Genomic DNA, 14,006 nt, shown 5'->3' with positions numbered 1-14,006 from the left:
TTTGCCGACAACATCACACTTCCAGGGCCTGACGCGGGCCGGAGACATGCATGGCAAACGGCAAGACAGTTTCAGACTCCAATCTGTTGCGGACCCTCTTCAATCTCTGGCCCTACATGTGGCCGACGGGGCGCACCGATCTGAAGATGCGGGTCGTCTGGGCATCGGTCTATCTGCTCATATCGAAGTTCGTGCTGCTGCTCGTCCCCTACTTCTTCAAGTGGTCGACGGATGCGCTGAACGGCAAGTCTGATCTCGCTGGCAAGGTGCCGGATCTCCTCGTCGGCGCCATCGCGCTCGTCATCGCCTATAACTTGACGCGGTTGATCCAGCTCGGCCTGAACCAGCTGCGCGACGCGCTGTTTGCCAGCGTCGGCCAGTATGCGGTGCGCCAGCTTGCCTACAAGACCTTCGTGCACATGCACGAGCTATCGCTGCGCTTCCATCTGGAGCGCAAGACGGGCGGTCTGTCGCGCATCATCGAGCGCGGCACGAAAGGCATCGAGACGATCGTGCGCTTCACGATCCTGAACTCGGTGCCGACGCTGATCGAGTTCCTGCTCACCGCCATCATCTTCTGGTGGGGCTACGGCTTCTCCTACCTCGCGGTGACCGCCTTCACCGTGTGGGCCTATATCTGGTTCACGATCCGGGCGAGCGACTGGCGCATCTCCATCCGCAAGACGATGAACGACAGCGATACGGACGCCAACACCAAGGCGATCGATTCGCTTCTGAACTTCGAAACCGTCAAATATTTCGGCAACGAGGACATGGAAGCCAAGCGCTTCGATACCTCGATGGAGCGTTACGAGAAGGCTGCGACCAGCGTCTGGACGTCGCTCGGCTGGCTCAACTTCGGCCAGGGCGTGACCTTCGGCCTCGGCACGACCGTGATGCTCATCCTCTCGGCGCTGGCAGTGCAGCGCGGCGAACAGACCGTCGGCGACTTCGTCTTCGTCAACGCCATGCTGCTGCAGCTTTCCGTGCCGCTCAACTTCATCGGCTTCGTCTACCGCGAAATCCGCCAGGGGCTGACCGATATCGAGCAGATGTTCGACCTGCTCGAAGTACAGGCCGAGGTGAAGGATGCCCCCGATGCCAAGCCGCTCAACATCGAGCAGGGCGCCATCTCGTTCAAGGACGTGCATTTCGCCTACGACCCGGCCCGCCCGATCCTAAAGGGAATTTCGTTCGACGTGCCGGCCGGGAAGACGGTGGCGATCGTCGGGCCCTCAGGGGCCGGCAAGTCGACCATGTCGCGGCTGCTCTATCGCTTCTATGATATCCAGAGCGGCTCGATTACCGTCGACGGCCAGGACGTGCGTGGGGTCACGCAGAAGAGCCTGCGCACCGCGATCGGCATGGTGCCACAGGACACCGTGCTCTTCAACGATACGGTCGCCTACAACATCCGCTACGGTCGGCCATCGGCCACCGAAGCGGAGGTGAAGACGGCGGCGGAGATCGCGCAGATTGCCCACTTCATCGACCTTCTGCCTGAAGGGTTCAACACCATGGTCGGCGAGCGCGGGTTGAAGCTTTCGGGAGGCGAGAAGCAGCGCGTGGCGATTGCCCGCACGATCCTGAAGGCCCCGCCGATCCTCATCCTCGACGAGGCGACATCGGCGCTCGACACGACCACGGAGCGCGAAATCCAGACCGCGCTCGACGTCGTCTCCAAGAACCGCACGACGCTTGTCATCGCGCACCGCCTTTCGACCGTGATCGGCGCGGACGAGATCATCGTCTTGAAGGCCGGCGAGATCGCCGAGCGCGGCACGCATGCGGAGCTGTTGCTGAGGAACGGCCTCTACGCCTCGATGTGGAGCCGCCAGCGCGAGGCCACACAGGCCGAGGAGCATCTGAAGCAGGTGCGCGAGAACGACGATCTCGGCGTGGTCAATCGGCTGGCACCGGCAACCTAAGCCCGCAGACGCTTGCCGTCCATCAGCAAGCTTAGATGTGCATGAGAGGGCATCGGCATTGCCCCCAGGAGTGTTTCCCTGTAACCAGCGGAGACGAAAACGCTAGGAGAGCGGCATACATGAGCTTGTTCAATACGGTACGCAACACGATCGTTCCGGTGCACAAGGAAGGTTATCCCTTCATCGCGGCCTTCTTCGTGGCCTCCCTCATTCTCGGCTGGATCTTCAAGCCGCTGTTCTGGATCGGCCTGATCCTGACGCTGTGGTGCGCCTATTTCTTCCGTGATCCGGAGCGTATGACGCCGCAGGACGACGATCTGGTGATCTCGCCCGCAGACGGCAAGGTATCGTCCGTGCAGTTGGTCGTGCCGCCGGCGGAGTTGAACCTCGGCTCGACGCCGATGCTGCGCATCTCCGTCTTCATGAACGTCTTCAATTGCCATGTGAACCGCGCGCCGATGCGCGGTCGCATCGTCAGCGTCAACTATCGCTCGGGAAGCTTCGTCAACGCCGAGCTCGACAAGGCCAGTGAAGACAATGAGCGCAACGGCCTCGTCATCGAAACCGCCCATGGCCAGATCGGCGTCGTGCAGATCGCCGGCCTCGTGGCGCGCCGTATTCTCTGCTGGGCCAACGCCAATGAACCGCTGGATGCCGGCGAACGCTTCGGCCTGATCCGCTTCGGCTCGCGCCTCGACGTCTTCCTTCCCGAGGGCGCGCAGCCGCGCGTCACGCTCGGCCAGACGGCAATCGCGGGTGAAACGGTTCTGGCCGAATTCGGCTCCGCCAAGGGCCCCGTCGTCAGCCGCCGCGCCTGAGAACCACTAGGAGCGCGATCATGGAAACGCCCTTCCCGCCTTTCGAACCCAATGGCCCACCCGATGATTCGGGTCGCGGTCCACGGCTTCGCGAGATTCCGTTGCGGCTGGTCGTTCCCAACCTGATCACTATCCTCGCTATCTGCGCCGGTCTGACCGGCATTCGGCTTGCCTTCGAGAACCGCTACGAGCTTGCCGTCGGCATGGTGCTCGTCGCCGCCTTCCTCGATGGCATCGATGGGCGCGTTGCGCGGCTGATGAAAGCGACGTCGAAGTTCGGCGCGCAGATGGATTCGCTTGCCGACATCGTCAATTTCGGTGTTGCACCGGCGCTGGTCGTCTATGTGTTCGCGCTGGACCAGGCGCGTTCGCTGGGCTGGATCGCGGCACTGATCTACGCCATCGCCGCGGGCCTGCGGCTGGCGCGCTTCAACGTCATGTCGGAGCGCGAGAACAAGGCGAGCTGGCAGTCGGAATATTTCGTCGGCGTGCCGGCGCCTGCCGGCGCCATGCTGGTGCTTCTGCCCGTCTATCTCGGCTTTCTCGGGATGACCACCGACAAGACCTTCGGCTATCTCTCGGCCGCCTACACGGTGCTCATCGCCTTCCTGCTGATCAGCCGCCTGCCGGTCTGGTCGGGCAAATCGGAAGGCACCAAGCTTCGACGTGATCTGGTGCTGCCGATGATGCTTGGCGTGGTGCTTTACGTCGCCATGCTGTCGAGCTTCACCTGGGAAGTGATGTCGCTCACCGCCGTGGTCTACCTCTGCACGCTGCCGTTCGGCGCGCGCAAATGGAAGCGCAAGTACGGCACGCTGACGATCGAAGAGCCGGGTATCGGCGAAGACGATATCGGCCGTCACATCTGAGTTTCTCCAGACAATCCTAATCTATCCCGCTCCGCTCAAGCCTCGCGAATTATGGTTTGGCGACACAAATCATGATGTGTCTTGCCTCCATTTTGTCGCTATTTCCGGCAAAAGAGCAATAAATATAAGAGTCTAGGGACAGAAGTTAAGGAGAGTAACGTGACCCCGAAGAAGAATGTGGAACAGCCCGCAAAGACCGATCTCAGCGCGCACTACCGCCCGCTCGGCCTGAAGGCCGTTCTGGCTGCAGCGCTGATGCTGAAGAAGCCGGCACTCGCCAAGAAGATCGCCTGATCACGACGTCAGGACACGGGCGCCGAGGCTGATGGCCAGAAGCGCCATGACGATGCCGATGAGCACGTCGAGAACCCGCCATGCGGCGGGTTTGGCAAAGACCGGTTGCAGCAGACGCGCACCGTAGCCCAGACCGAAAAACCAGATGAATGACGCAGCCGCAGCCCCGAGGCCGTAAGCCAGGCGATCCGCGCCATGATAGGCGGCCGACAGACTGCCGAGCAGGACGACCGTGTCGAGATAGACGTGCGGGTTGAGGAAGGTGAAGGCGAGGCACGTGGCCACAGCCGCCTTTAGCCCCAACGGCTCCGGCGTTCCCGCCTCGATCGCGCCTGGATGAAGCGCGCGCCGGAATGCCATGAACGAGTAAGTGCCGAGAAACAGCATACCGCCAAGGCTGACGGCGGTAATCAGCGTCGGCGATTGCGAGACGAGCGTGCCAAGGCCGGCGACGCCTGCTGCAATCAGCAGCGCATCGGACAGCGCGCAGATGAGGCACAGGATGAAAACATGCGAGCGCAGCAGCCCCTGCCGCAGAATGAAGGCATTCTGGGCACCGATGGCGATGATGAGGGAAGCGCCGAGGAAGAGGCCGGAGAGAGCGGCCGAAATGGAGAACATGTGAATTTCCGGATGTGACTGCGGTGGGAATATAGAATCAGAAGAAGCTGAGCTGGCCGTCATCCGGCTTTTTCTTGTGAGCGGGCGGCAGCGGCTTTTCGAGCGGCACGGGGGTCTGCAGGTCCTCCCCCATATTGGCCACCTTGTTGACCTTGTCGGAGACCGGTATCGCCTCGAAGAAATCTTCCTCGACCGGCCGCATGAGATCGGCCACCTCGCGCGGTTCCTGTGTCTTGCAATCCAGCCAACGGGTGAAGTCCTCGGGCTTGATGACGACAGGCATGCGGTCGTGGATCGGGGAGATCGCGGCGTTGGCTGATGTCGTGAGGATCGCGCCGGTATCCACTTCCGAACCGTCGGCCGAGGACCATGTTTCCATCAACCCGGCAAAGGCGACCACGCCGCCGTGGCGCGGCTTGATCCAATAGGCCTGCGATTTCTCGCCGCTCTGCTTCGAAGGACGATGCCATTCGTAAAAGCCGGAAGCAGGAATAAGGACGCGGCGATGGCGCATGGCGGCGCGGAACGATGCCTTGCCGATCGCTGTTTCCGAGCGAGCATTGATCAAAAGTGGAAACGCCTTGGGGTCTTTCACCCAACCCGGCGTGAAGCCCCAGCGCACGAGGAGCGCGCGTCGGTCCGGCAGGTTGCTGCCCCTCTCCTGTCCCTCACCCGAGACGACCACCAGAATCGGCTGAGTCGGCGCGATGTTGAAGCGCGCGGGGAAATCCTCAAGGTCGAGGATACCCAGAACTTCCTTCAGCTCCTCGGGGGATATGGTCAGGGCGTAGCGTCCACACATGCCAATCTATTTGCACCCTGCCCTTTCAGGGTCAAGGGACCGGCCAAGCATGGCGACCGTCGGTTCAGCCTCTTGGCGCGAAGAGGATGATCGCAGTGCCGGCGAGGCAGACAAGAGCGCCGCTGATGTCCCACCTGTCAGGCACGCGGTGCTCGACAAGCCAGAGCCAGATCAGCGAGGCGACGATATAGATGCCGCCATAGGCGGCGAAGGTGCGGCCGGCCGCTTCGCTCGGCACCAGCGTCAGGAGCCAGGCGAAAAGGGCTAGCGACACCATGCCCGGCGCAAGCCACCAGATCGGCTTTGCCATGCGCAGCCACGCCCAGAAAGCGAAGCAACCGGCAATCTCGAAGAGGGCCGCGGCGGCGTAGATGATATAAGTCACGGCACGTGCCTTCGAATCGCTTGGATCAGATTGTTTTCCTGAGTGAGATAGGCACGCGACGGCGATCACCGGCAAGCAACAAACGGCATTTCTGATGACTTCCAACCCGACAGCTGCATCTTCCGCGATTCTCGAGCGCGACGGGCGCTTCCTGCTGGTGCTGCGCCGCAATCCGCCATCGGCGGACATGTACGCCTTTCCCGGCGGCAGGGCGGAGCCCGGGGAAACGCCTGACCAGACCGCGTTGCGCGAGTTCGAGGAGGAGACGGGTATTCGCGCCCGCAACTCAAAGATCTTCGCCACCTACGATCTGAAGCAGCATGGCGCCGACGGACGGCTGACCAGCCACTTCTTTCTCTCGGTTTTCCGCGTTGAGGCCGATGCCGATTCGGTTGCCGTGGCGGCCGACGATGCGATGGCGCTCGGTTGGTTCACGGTGGACGAGATTCGCCGGCTGCCGACGCCGCAAAGTGTGCTCGAATGCGCCGAACGGCTGGCAGCAGCCAAAGAATAAGGAACGGCAATAAGCAAGGGGAAAGGCAACCCCGCACCTTGTCCCCGTCATCTTCAGGGTGTCCAATATGCCCATGATTCCCCTTCGCCGCGTTTTGTTGTGTGTTGTTCTTGGCGTCTCCACGGCGATACCGACATTTGTCTCGGCGCAGGGGCCGACAGCGGTTGCGCCGGACGAACCGGTCGCGCCGAAGGATGTCACCGTTCCCTATGACGACAAGCTTGGCCGGTTGGCCGAGGTGCTCGGGTCGGTGCATTATCTGAGAACGCTCTGCAAGGCTCAGAACGGCGAGGAATGGCGGGTGCGAATGCAGCAACTGCTTGATTCTGAAGCGAAAGATGAGCCCGCACGGAAAGAGAAACTGACGGCGGCCTTCAATCGCGGATACCGCGCCTTTGCCTCCGTTTATACCGATTGCACACCGGCAGCGATCATGGCAGAAGAACGCTACCGTAACGAAGGCGCAACACTCGCCACGGAAATTACGTCACGCTTTGGAAATTAACGATAAATTAACCTCTTTTTACAGGGGGACGTGTCGTTTTGGGAAAAGGCTGATAGTGTTGTTAACCAGACAGTAAGGCATGCAGTTCGAGGAAAAGCTAATGGAACCGAGCCTCAACGACATCGACGACATGATCGTCCACGAAAAGATGCAGGCGGCGCTGGAGTACCATAACGAAGCCTGGGCCGACGGCATGGCCGACGGTATCGAACCCGAGATCATCGCCGACACGGCGATCATTCACGCGCTTCGCGAAACCATTCGCCTGCACGGCGAAAAGAACGCGGAAGCCTTGCTGGAATCGTTGCGAGAACGCATGCTGGCCGGTGAGTTTTCTCCGACCCGCACCCTGCAATAACACAGAGAGTTCCATGCGCACCGATATGAACAATGCTTCGCGGCCCGCGATCGCGCCGCTTTTGCTTGCAATCAGCCTCGGTGCCAGCAGCCTGATGAGCGCCCCATCGGCGTTTGCGCTGTCAGAGCTGCAGAAGACCCCCACCGCTTCCGACGGCACATCCACCGACAAGCCACCAAGCGCGCCGGACGCATCGTCAGGCGTGCCCGCGCCCGGCCCTGTGATCAGCAAACCGGCTGGCCAGAGCCCCGACACGACGCCAGGGGCACAGGACAGCTCCAAGCCGGTCGAGGTTCTCTACGACATCAGCAAGGTGCCGGAACCGGTTCGCCACATGCGCGAGCAGATCGTCGAAGCCGCAGCATCTGGCGATCTCGAGCGGCTGCGCCCACTGTTCGGCACCGGCGCGACGCAAACGCAAGTGAGCGTCGGCGAGGCAACCGACGATCCGATCGGCGCGCTCAAGGATCTCTCTGGCGATCCGGATGGCGACGAGATCCTGGCGATCATTCTCGACATCATCTCGACGGGCTTCGTTCATGTCGGACAAGGCACCCCTGATGAGATGTATGTCTGGCCTTACTTCGCGGAAAAAGACCTGAAGAAGCTGACGCCGCCCGAGCGCGTCGAGCTCTTGCGCATCGTCACCGCCGGCGATCTCGCCGACATGCAGGAGTTCGGCGGCTACAATTTCTATCGCCTCGGCATCACCGCCGACGGCAAATGGAAGTTCTTCACCGCCGGCGACTGATGCTTGCGATCCCCGCTCCGACGACATACTTCTGAGCGATAACAACGCGACAGGTGCGCCCATGCCAGCCGTATTTCTGAAAGACCGCGCGCTCATCCGGGTGAGCGGCGCCGAGGCCCAGTCCTTTCTGCAGAACCTCATCACCACCGATATCGTGTCGCTGGATGCAGCCGAGACGCGCCCCGGCGCATTGCTGACGCCGCAGGGCAAGATCCTGTTCGATTTCATGATCTGGCGCCATGGCGACGACTTCATCATCGAGACCGACGAAAGCCAGCGCGAGGCGCTGACGAAGCGGCTGACGATGTACAAGCTGCGCGCCGCGGTGGCGCTTTCTGCCGAGGGCAATGGCGTGACCGTCTCGTGGGATGAAGCGTCGATCGATGGCTTCAGGGACAGCCGATTCGCCAAGGCGGGCATCGACGTTTTCCGCCGCCCGGGCGAGCACGGCAGCGACGATATCGCGCTTTACGACGCGCTGCGTGCCGCCCATGGCGTTGCCGTATCCGGCTCCGATTACGCGCTTCAGGACGCCTTTCCGCATGACGTGCTGATGGACCTGAACGGCGGGCTCTCGTTCAAGAAGGGCTGCTATGTCGGCCAGGAAGTGGTGTCGCGCATGCAGCACCGGGGAACGGCGCGCCGTCGCGTCGTGACCGTGAGCAGCACCGAGCCCCTTCCCGCCTCCGGCACCGAGATCACCGCCAACGGCAAGCCTGTCGGCACGCTCGGCTCGGTTTCGGGGCATAGCGGGCTCGCCATCGTCCGAATCGATCGCGCCGGTGAGGCCATGTCGGCGGAGACACCGCTGCTTGCCGGCGACGTCACCGTGACTGTCGCCTTGCCCGCATGGTCGGCACTCGTCTTTCCGGCCGCCTCCGATGAGGCCAGCGCTTGACGACGAAGGCTCCCCGCGCCTGGCAGCGCATGCTTTCCGGGCGCAGGCTCGATCTGCTCGACCCCTCGCCTCTCGACGTCGAGGTGAGCGATATCGCCCATGGCCTGGCGCGCGTTGCCCGCTGGAACGGGCAAACATCAGGCGATCACGCCTTCTCGGTCGCGCAGCACAGTCTGGTGGTCGAGGATATCTTTCGGCGGCTGAACGAGGCGACGCCGGACCAGTGCCTGATGGCACTGCTTCACGATGCGCCCGAGTATGTGATCGGCGACATGATTTCGCCGTTCAAATCCGTGGTCGGCGGCGGCTACAAGACCGTCGAGAAACGGCTTGAAGCAGCGATCCACCTGCGGTTCGGTCTGCCGCCGCATGCGTCCCGCGAGCTCAAGGACAACATCAAGAAGGCCGATACAATCGCTGCCTATTTCGAGGCCTCGCAACTGGCCGGCTTCAGCGCCAGCGAGGCGCAGAAGCTTTTCGGCCAGCCGCGGGGGATCACCAAGGAGATGCTCTTGTTGACGCCACTGCCGGCGGTCGAGGCGCAGCGGCTGTTCTGCGAGCGCTTCGCTGTTATCGACGGCCTGCGGGGCAAGCCATGACAGCGATTGTCGTGACCCCGCTTGCGCGCATCGCCGAAATGGCCGTGCGGCACCGCGCCCGCGAGATGATCAGCCTGATGGCGAAGGAGCAGAGCTTCCACCGCCCGGCAGTCATCCAGGCGCACCGGCATCTGCTGCTCCACATGAACGACATCGCCTTCAAAGGCACGGGCAATCTCGTGGCGCCTGATGAAACGCATGTGCGGGAGATCATCGACTTCGCGGCGGAGTGGGATCAGACGGCGCCGCTTATCGTTCACTGCTGGATGGGCGTATCGCGCTCGCCGGCTGCGGCGGTGATCGCAGCATTGTCGCTGAGGCCGGAACAGAGCGAAGAGGCCGTGGCGCAGCGTCTGCGTGCCGCCTCGCCGTATGCCACGCCGAACATGCGGATCATCGAGATCGGCGACCAACTGCTTGGCCGTGATGGACGGCTGGTCAAGGCGATCAAGGCGATCGGCCGTGGCGCCGATGCGGATGGAAACGCGCCCTTCGTCCTTGCGCTTGACGAAGCGTGACGGTTTTAAACGGTTGACGCGCCTGCCTTCTGTCCCATCTACGCAGGTCAACCGATAATCATTTCAGATATTTGGCGAGATCATGGAACAACAGGCAACCGACGTAATCGTGGCAACCCGAACGGCTCTGAGCCAGGCGAGCGCGCTTGCGGTCCAATATTCATTCTCCATCCTCGGCGCGCTGATCCTCCTGGTGCTTGGCTGGTTGATGGCGAGCTTCGTCAGCCGCTGGGCGTTCGAGGGCATCTCGCGAGTGCGTGGGATCGACGAGACGCTGGCGCGCTTCTTCACCAATGTCCTGCACTATGCGTTGCTGATTCTGGTGTTCATCACCGTGCTTGGCCAGTTCGGCGTTCAGACGGCCTCGATCATTGCGGCTCTTGGTGCTGCAGGCTTGGCCATCGGTCTGGCATTGCAGGGTACGCTGCAGAACATCGCTGCGGGCATCATGTTGTTGATCCTGCGGCCGTTCCGGGTGGGCGAATATATCGCGACGGGCAGTGTCGCCGGCACGGTACGTGAGATCGGTCTGTTCGCGACCGAGTTCCGCACTGCCGACGGGCTCTATCTGCTGGCGCCGAATTCGACGCTCTGGAATACGCCGATCACCAATTACAGCCGCGAGAAGACGCGCAAGAACGATCTCACCATCAATGTGCGGGCCGGCGATGATGTCGATCTGGCGATGAAGACGCTGACGGATATCGCCAAGGCCGATTCGCGGGTGGAGACGTCGCCACAGCCGAAGACCTATATCGATGCGGTGACCTCGGACAAGATCACGCTGACGCTGCGCTATTGGGCGAAGACCGGCGAATGGGACGATGCCCGCCGCGAGATTCTCGGCCGGGTGAAGGCCAGCTTCGACGAGAAGGGGCTGCCTATCCTTTAAAAGGCGGCCGCCAGGCTGGCGGCCACCTCTATCTCTGCCATGGCAGAGTGAATGCTACTTGATGACAGCGCAGGCAAGCCGGGCGCCGGCATCGCCGGCCGGCTGGCTGCGGTAGTCATCCGAGTTCTCGTGGATCATCAGCGCACGGCCGCGGATGCCGTTTTCCTTGCCGTCGAGCGTCACCATCCCATCGAAGACCTGCGCTCTCAGCACACCGTCCTGCCCGACATACTGGTTCGGCATATCGCCAGCATGCGGCCCCTTGGCGGCGAGCAGGCCGTGCTCGGCCTTGGTCGGGTTGAAGTGCTTGCCGGCCGATTCATGATGGCTGGCGGCATCGCACTTGCCGGTTTCGTGGACGTGGAAGGCGACCCACTTGTTGGCCGGTAGACCGGACACTTCAAGCTCGATCAAGACGCCACCGGCAGCAGCGGCCGTCAATGTGGCGCGGCCATCATCCTTGCCGTCGGCGCCGACGAAATTGGCCTGCGCGGTCTGCTTGTCCTGCGCGACAGCAACAGTCGCCAAGGCCGCGACGGTCGCGAATGCTAGAGATAGAAGCCGTTTCATGCTGTTTCCCTCCTGTGAGCCCTCTTTCAGAAACGCGTGCGGCGTGCCGGTGTTCCCAGCATAGAGCGCAAAGAAAAAGCCGACCAACCGGCCGGCTTCTTCTTTGGTCAATTCGTGAGCGACGGATCAGGACGCGATGTCGAGATCATACTGACCATAGGTGTTCTGATAGAGAACATTGGCCGAGTTTGCCTGGCTTTCATAAGTGGAGCTCAAAGCACCGGACTGGCGCGCGCTCATCATGAATGCGAGGACGCCGTTCGACAGCTTGGGTGCTTCCTGGGTGCTCTGGGACTGGCTTACAACGGACAGGATCCCCGGCTTCTCATCAGCCGCACGCTCACTACGGCTCAACACGCCGTCACTATTGGAATCCAATCTCGAAAGAGTGCCGAGATACGCGTAGGACGTATCAACTGCAGACGAAATACGGTTCATACAAACCTCCGTTCACCGCATTACCGATGATGTTTGTACGCAATACGAATAGGGAAAAATCAGAACTAAGCCGGTGGATAAACTGATTTGCGAGGCCGGTCAATAAGTTGTTAATGCCGCATTAACCATGATTGACAAATTCTGACCTTTTGGGCGCCCGCTGTTTTTGCGCTCAGAGACGCCGTTGGTGTCGGCGCGGCGTCAATGAATGCACGTATATAAATATAGTGCGATCCATATATCTTTTTCGGAAACAACCAAATATTAATGCGACCAAAGGATTATGTCCTTTAGATTTACGACAAAAAATCAATCTTTGCTTGTATTTTCTTGTTTGTTTTAAACGCTTAGGAATGTCTTCGCATGTCGCGTGGGTCACACGGGATCTCAACATCCAGACAGTCAGTTCGTCCCGGCATGATCGTGCCCTTGTGGGCGACGGAAATGAGCGGCAATGGAAGCTGAAGCGCTTTTCAGGCGCCAATGCGCGGCATGCCTCAAGGAAGACGGGACGGCCGACGGGCAGCGGCTAATCAAGCTTGTTCTGGATACCTACCGCCAAGCGAATCGAAATTTAGCCGAACAAAGCCGTCTTCTCGAAATCGTCCTCAATCATCTGCCGCTTGGGCTGTGCATTTTCGATTCAGGCCAAAGGCTCGTCGTCTCGAACATTCGCTTCCAGCAATTGTTCGGACTAGAGACGGACGACACGCGAGCGGGAACATCGATCAGTTCGCTGATTGCCAAGATCGACGGCCTGGAAAAGTCTGAGGTCAGAGGAACCACCCGCGAAGACCGTTCCGACGTCGGGCGCATCCGTCGCCGCGAATGGGACATGAATGATGGCCGTATCATCCAGAGCGTCGTTACCGTGCTTCCAGACGGCAGCAACATCTCCATTCATGCCGATATCACCGACGATCGAAAGGCCGCTGAACGCATCGCGTTTCTGGCGCACCACGACCCCCTTACCGGCCTGCCCAATCGAATCCGTTTCCGTGAGCAAATGGATACCGCGCTTGCCGCACGCAAGCCCGACGATCAGATCGCGCTTATCCATCTCAACCTCGACCGCTTCAAATCGGTGAACAACACGCTCGGCGTTTCGGCGGGCGACAAGATTCTCCGGCAGGTGGCCGATCGTTTGCGCGCCCTTGCGGGCAAGAGTAATATTCTCGCCCGTCTGGGGTCAGACGAATTCGCCATTCTGCAATGCGGACGAGATCAGCCGTGGAACGTCATGGCGCTTGCCGACCAGATCAGGCGCGAGCTCTCGGAACCTTTCTTCCGCGGAGAAAAAGCCGTCGAGCTCAGTGTATCCATGGGTATCGCCATCAACCCCAAGGATGGCACGGAGACCGAAGTGCTTCTGAAGCATGCGGGCGTGGCGCTGTCGCATGCCAAGAGCGGCGGCAGACGTGGAGAGCGCTTCTTCACCTCCGAGATGGAGGCGCAACTCGAGGCACGCCACGCGCTTGAGGCGGATCTGCGCAGGGCCGTCCATAACGAGGAATTCGAGCTTCACTACCAGCCGCTCTACGACATGGCCGCACGGCGCATCTGCGGTTTCGAGGCCCTACTTCGCTGGAACCACCCGACTCGCGGCCGAATCGCGCCGATGGAGTTCATTCCGCTGGCCGAAGAGGTCGGCCTTATCGTCGATATCGGGCGGTGGGTGCTGAAGCGCGCGTGCATGGACGCGGCCGCATGGCCCGCCGACATCAAGGTTGCCGTCAACGTCTCGGCAATTCAGTTCATCTCCAGCGATCTGGAGGAAGATGTGTCAACAGCGCTCGCTGTGTCCGAGCTCTCACCCGCGCGGTTGGAAATCGAGATCACCGAGAGCGTCCTGATGGAAAACCGGGAAGAGGCACTGCCGATTCTGCACGCGCTTCGCCAGCGTGGCATCCGCATTTCCATGGACGACTTCGGTACCGGTTATTCGTCGCTCAGTTATCTGAGCAGCTTCCCGTTCGACAAGATCAAGATCGACAAGTCCTTCGTCAACGATATCGTGGACAACAAGGAAGCCTACGCGATCATGCGCGCCATCATTCTGCTCGGCGACGCGCTTGGCATGCGGGTCACGGTCGAGGGCGTGGAGACGGCACAGCAGCACGATCTGCTGGCGCAGGAAGCCTGCGACGAAATCCAAGGTTATCACATCAGTTCACCGCGCCCTGCCTTCGACGTGCCACAGCTGCTTGCGGGCTCACATGCTCAGGGCCAAGCTCAGGCGATGTGAC

The 14,006-nt window shown here is 61.1% G+C and carries 18 protein-coding genes; 13 read left to right on the top strand and 5 right to left on the bottom strand.

Features of this window, described 5'->3' with window-relative positions; genetic code table 11:
- Nucleotides 1–50: 50 nt before the first annotated feature.
- The 4 genes from J5286_RS06760 (at nt 51) to J5286_RS31495 (ending at nt 3,909) form a co-directional block, all read left to right on the top strand.
- Nucleotides 51–1,928, top strand: coding sequence for an ABCB family ABC transporter ATP-binding protein/permease (locus J5286_RS06760; protein WP_209189738.1), 1,878 nt, complete (start codon nt 51–53; stop codon nt 1,926–1,928).
- 35 nt (nt 1,929–1,963) lie between these two features.
- Entirely contained in the window at nt 1,964–2,746 is a 783-nt protein-coding gene (locus J5286_RS06755; protein WP_348529244.1) for a phosphatidylserine decarboxylase, read from the top strand.
- Nucleotides 2,747–2,766: 20 nt separating this feature from the next.
- On the top strand, nt 2,767–3,615 hold the full coding sequence (pssA, locus tag J5286_RS06750; RefSeq protein WP_209189737.1) for a CDP-diacylglycerol--serine O-phosphatidyltransferase: 849 nt from the start codon (nt 2,767–2,769) through the stop codon (nt 3,613–3,615).
- A 159-nt stretch (nt 3,616–3,774) separates the two neighbouring features.
- Nucleotides 3,775–3,909, top strand: coding sequence for a hypothetical protein (locus J5286_RS31495; protein WP_280638454.1), 135 nt, complete (start codon nt 3,775–3,777; stop codon nt 3,907–3,909).
- Here the strand turns inward: J5286_RS31495 and J5286_RS06745 are convergent, their stop codons facing one another.
- The 3 genes from J5286_RS06745 to J5286_RS06735 all read right to left on the bottom strand — a co-directional run bounded on the left by J5286_RS06745 (nt 3,910) and on the right by J5286_RS06735 (nt 5,717).
- A complete protein-coding gene (locus J5286_RS06745) occupies nt 3,910–4,530 on the bottom strand; it encodes a LysE/ArgO family amino acid transporter (RefSeq protein ID WP_047513429.1) in 621 nt (206 codons plus the stop codon).
- A 37-nt stretch (nt 4,531–4,567) separates the two neighbouring features.
- Nucleotides 4,568–5,332 (bottom strand): SOS response-associated peptidase, encoded by a 765-nt coding sequence (locus J5286_RS06740; RefSeq protein WP_209189736.1) that lies wholly within the window; start codon nt 5,330–5,332, stop codon nt 4,568–4,570.
- Between the two features lie 64 nt (nt 5,333–5,396).
- Nucleotides 5,397–5,717: a YnfA family protein gene (locus J5286_RS06735; RefSeq protein ID WP_112980856.1), complete on the bottom strand. Its 321-nt coding sequence runs from the start codon at nt 5,715–5,717 to the stop codon at nt 5,397–5,399.
- A gap of 94 nt (nt 5,718–5,811) precedes the next feature.
- On the opposite strand from J5286_RS06735, the gene J5286_RS06730 reads away from it, so the two are divergent.
- The 8 genes from J5286_RS06730 (at nt 5,812) to J5286_RS06695 (ending at nt 10,752) form a co-directional block, all read left to right on the top strand.
- Nucleotides 5,812–6,231 carry an NUDIX hydrolase gene (locus tag J5286_RS06730; RefSeq protein ID WP_209189735.1) on the top strand — a complete coding sequence of 140 codons (420 nt, stop codon included), beginning with the start codon at nt 5,812–5,814 and terminating at the stop codon, nt 6,229–6,231.
- A gap of 49 nt (nt 6,232–6,280) precedes the next feature.
- Nucleotides 6,281–6,736 (top strand): TIGR02301 family protein, encoded by a 456-nt coding sequence (locus J5286_RS06725; protein ID WP_209189956.1) that lies wholly within the window; start codon nt 6,281–6,283, stop codon nt 6,734–6,736.
- Nucleotides 6,737–6,836: 100 nt separating this feature from the next.
- Nucleotides 6,837–7,094 carry a hypothetical protein gene (locus J5286_RS06720; protein WP_018898795.1) on the top strand — a complete coding sequence of 86 codons (258 nt, stop codon included), beginning with the start codon at nt 6,837–6,839 and terminating at the stop codon, nt 7,092–7,094.
- Nucleotides 7,095–7,107: 13 nt separating this feature from the next.
- Nucleotides 7,108–7,845, top strand: coding sequence for a hypothetical protein (locus tag J5286_RS06715; RefSeq protein ID WP_018898796.1), 738 nt, complete (start codon nt 7,108–7,110; stop codon nt 7,843–7,845).
- A gap of 61 nt (nt 7,846–7,906) precedes the next feature.
- Nucleotides 7,907–8,743 carry a CAF17-like 4Fe-4S cluster assembly/insertion protein YgfZ gene (gene ygfZ, locus J5286_RS06710; protein WP_209189734.1) on the top strand — a complete coding sequence of 279 codons (837 nt, stop codon included), beginning with the start codon at nt 7,907–7,909 and terminating at the stop codon, nt 8,741–8,743.
- Nucleotides 8,744–8,772: 29 nt separating this feature from the next.
- Entirely contained in the window at nt 8,773–9,342 is a 570-nt protein-coding gene (locus J5286_RS06705) for a YfbR-like 5'-deoxynucleotidase (protein WP_209189955.1), read from the top strand.
- Nucleotides 9,339–9,860 (top strand): tyrosine phosphatase family protein, encoded by a 522-nt coding sequence (locus J5286_RS06700; protein ID WP_209189733.1) that lies wholly within the window; start codon nt 9,339–9,341, stop codon nt 9,858–9,860. Before J5286_RS06705 ends, J5286_RS06700 begins: the two co-directional genes overlap by 4 nt.
- Before the next feature lie 82 nt (nt 9,861–9,942).
- Complete coding sequence (locus J5286_RS06695; protein ID WP_209189732.1) at nt 9,943–10,752, top strand: mechanosensitive ion channel family protein; 810 nt, start codon at nt 9,943–9,945, stop codon at nt 10,750–10,752.
- Between the two features lie 54 nt (nt 10,753–10,806).
- On the opposite strand, the gene J5286_RS06690 is transcribed toward J5286_RS06695, so the two are convergent.
- Together J5286_RS06690 and J5286_RS06685 are read right to left on the bottom strand one after the other, a co-directional pair.
- The gene (locus J5286_RS06690) at nt 10,807–11,322 is read right to left on the bottom strand and encodes a superoxide dismutase family protein (protein WP_026283059.1); all 516 of its coding nucleotides are present in this window, start codon (nt 11,320–11,322) and stop codon (nt 10,807–10,809) included.
- Nucleotides 11,323–11,448: 126 nt separating this feature from the next.
- Complete coding sequence (locus J5286_RS06685) at nt 11,449–11,760, bottom strand: hypothetical protein (RefSeq protein WP_209189731.1); 312 nt, start codon at nt 11,758–11,760, stop codon at nt 11,449–11,451.
- Nucleotides 11,761–12,214: 454 nt separating this feature from the next.
- On the opposite strand from J5286_RS06685, the gene J5286_RS06680 reads away from it, so the two are divergent.
- Entirely contained in the window at nt 12,215–14,005 is a 1,791-nt protein-coding gene (locus tag J5286_RS06680) for a putative bifunctional diguanylate cyclase/phosphodiesterase (RefSeq protein ID WP_209189730.1), read from the top strand.
- The last annotated feature ends 1 nt before the right edge of the window (nt 14,006 follow it).

It is taken from the genome of Rhizobium sp. 16-488-2b (genome assembly GCF_017741815.1).
Classification (GTDB): Bacteria; Pseudomonadota; Alphaproteobacteria; order Rhizobiales; family Rhizobiaceae; genus Rhizobium.
This window is presented reverse-complemented; position numbering and strand designations above follow the sequence as displayed.

Excerpts from the sequence above, each read along its gene's own strand:
- J5286_RS06745 (WP_047513429.1), bottom strand. The coding sequence starts at position 4,530 with ATGTTCTCCATTTCGGCCGCTCTCTCCGGCCTCTTCCTCGGCGCTTCC.
- J5286_RS06755 (WP_348529244.1), top strand. The coding sequence starts at position 1,964 with ATGTGCATGAGAGGGCATCGGCATTGCCCCCAGGAGTGTTTCCCTGTA.
- J5286_RS06760 (WP_209189738.1), top strand. The coding sequence starts at position 51 with ATGGCAAACGGCAAGACAGTTTCAGACTCCAATCTGTTGCGGACCCTC.
- J5286_RS06685 (WP_209189731.1), bottom strand. The coding sequence starts at position 11,760 with ATGAACCGTATTTCGTCTGCAGTTGATACGTCCTACGCGTATCTCGGC.
- J5286_RS06730 (WP_209189735.1), top strand. The coding sequence starts at position 5,812 with ATGACTTCCAACCCGACAGCTGCATCTTCCGCGATTCTCGAGCGCGAC.
- pssA (WP_209189737.1), top strand. The coding sequence starts at position 2,767 with ATGGAAACGCCCTTCCCGCCTTTCGAACCCAATGGCCCACCCGATGAT.
- J5286_RS06740 (WP_209189736.1), bottom strand. The coding sequence starts at position 5,332 with ATGTGTGGACGCTACGCCCTGACCATATCCCCCGAGGAGCTGAAGGAA.
- J5286_RS06690 (WP_026283059.1), bottom strand. The coding sequence starts at position 11,322 with ATGAAACGGCTTCTATCTCTAGCATTCGCGACCGTCGCGGCCTTGGCG.
- J5286_RS06700 (WP_209189733.1), top strand. The coding sequence starts at position 9,339 with ATGACAGCGATTGTCGTGACCCCGCTTGCGCGCATCGCCGAAATGGCC.
- J5286_RS06680 (WP_209189730.1), top strand. The coding sequence starts at position 12,215 with ATGGAAGCTGAAGCGCTTTTCAGGCGCCAATGCGCGGCATGCCTCAAG.
- ygfZ (WP_209189734.1), top strand. The coding sequence starts at position 7,907 with ATGCCAGCCGTATTTCTGAAAGACCGCGCGCTCATCCGGGTGAGCGGC.
- J5286_RS06720 (WP_018898795.1), top strand. The coding sequence starts at position 6,837 with ATGGAACCGAGCCTCAACGACATCGACGACATGATCGTCCACGAAAAG.
- J5286_RS06695 (WP_209189732.1), top strand. The coding sequence starts at position 9,943 with ATGGAACAACAGGCAACCGACGTAATCGTGGCAACCCGAACGGCTCTG.
- J5286_RS06705 (WP_209189955.1), top strand. The coding sequence starts at position 8,773 with ATGCTTTCCGGGCGCAGGCTCGATCTGCTCGACCCCTCGCCTCTCGAC.
- J5286_RS06715 (WP_018898796.1), top strand. The coding sequence starts at position 7,108 with ATGCGCACCGATATGAACAATGCTTCGCGGCCCGCGATCGCGCCGCTT.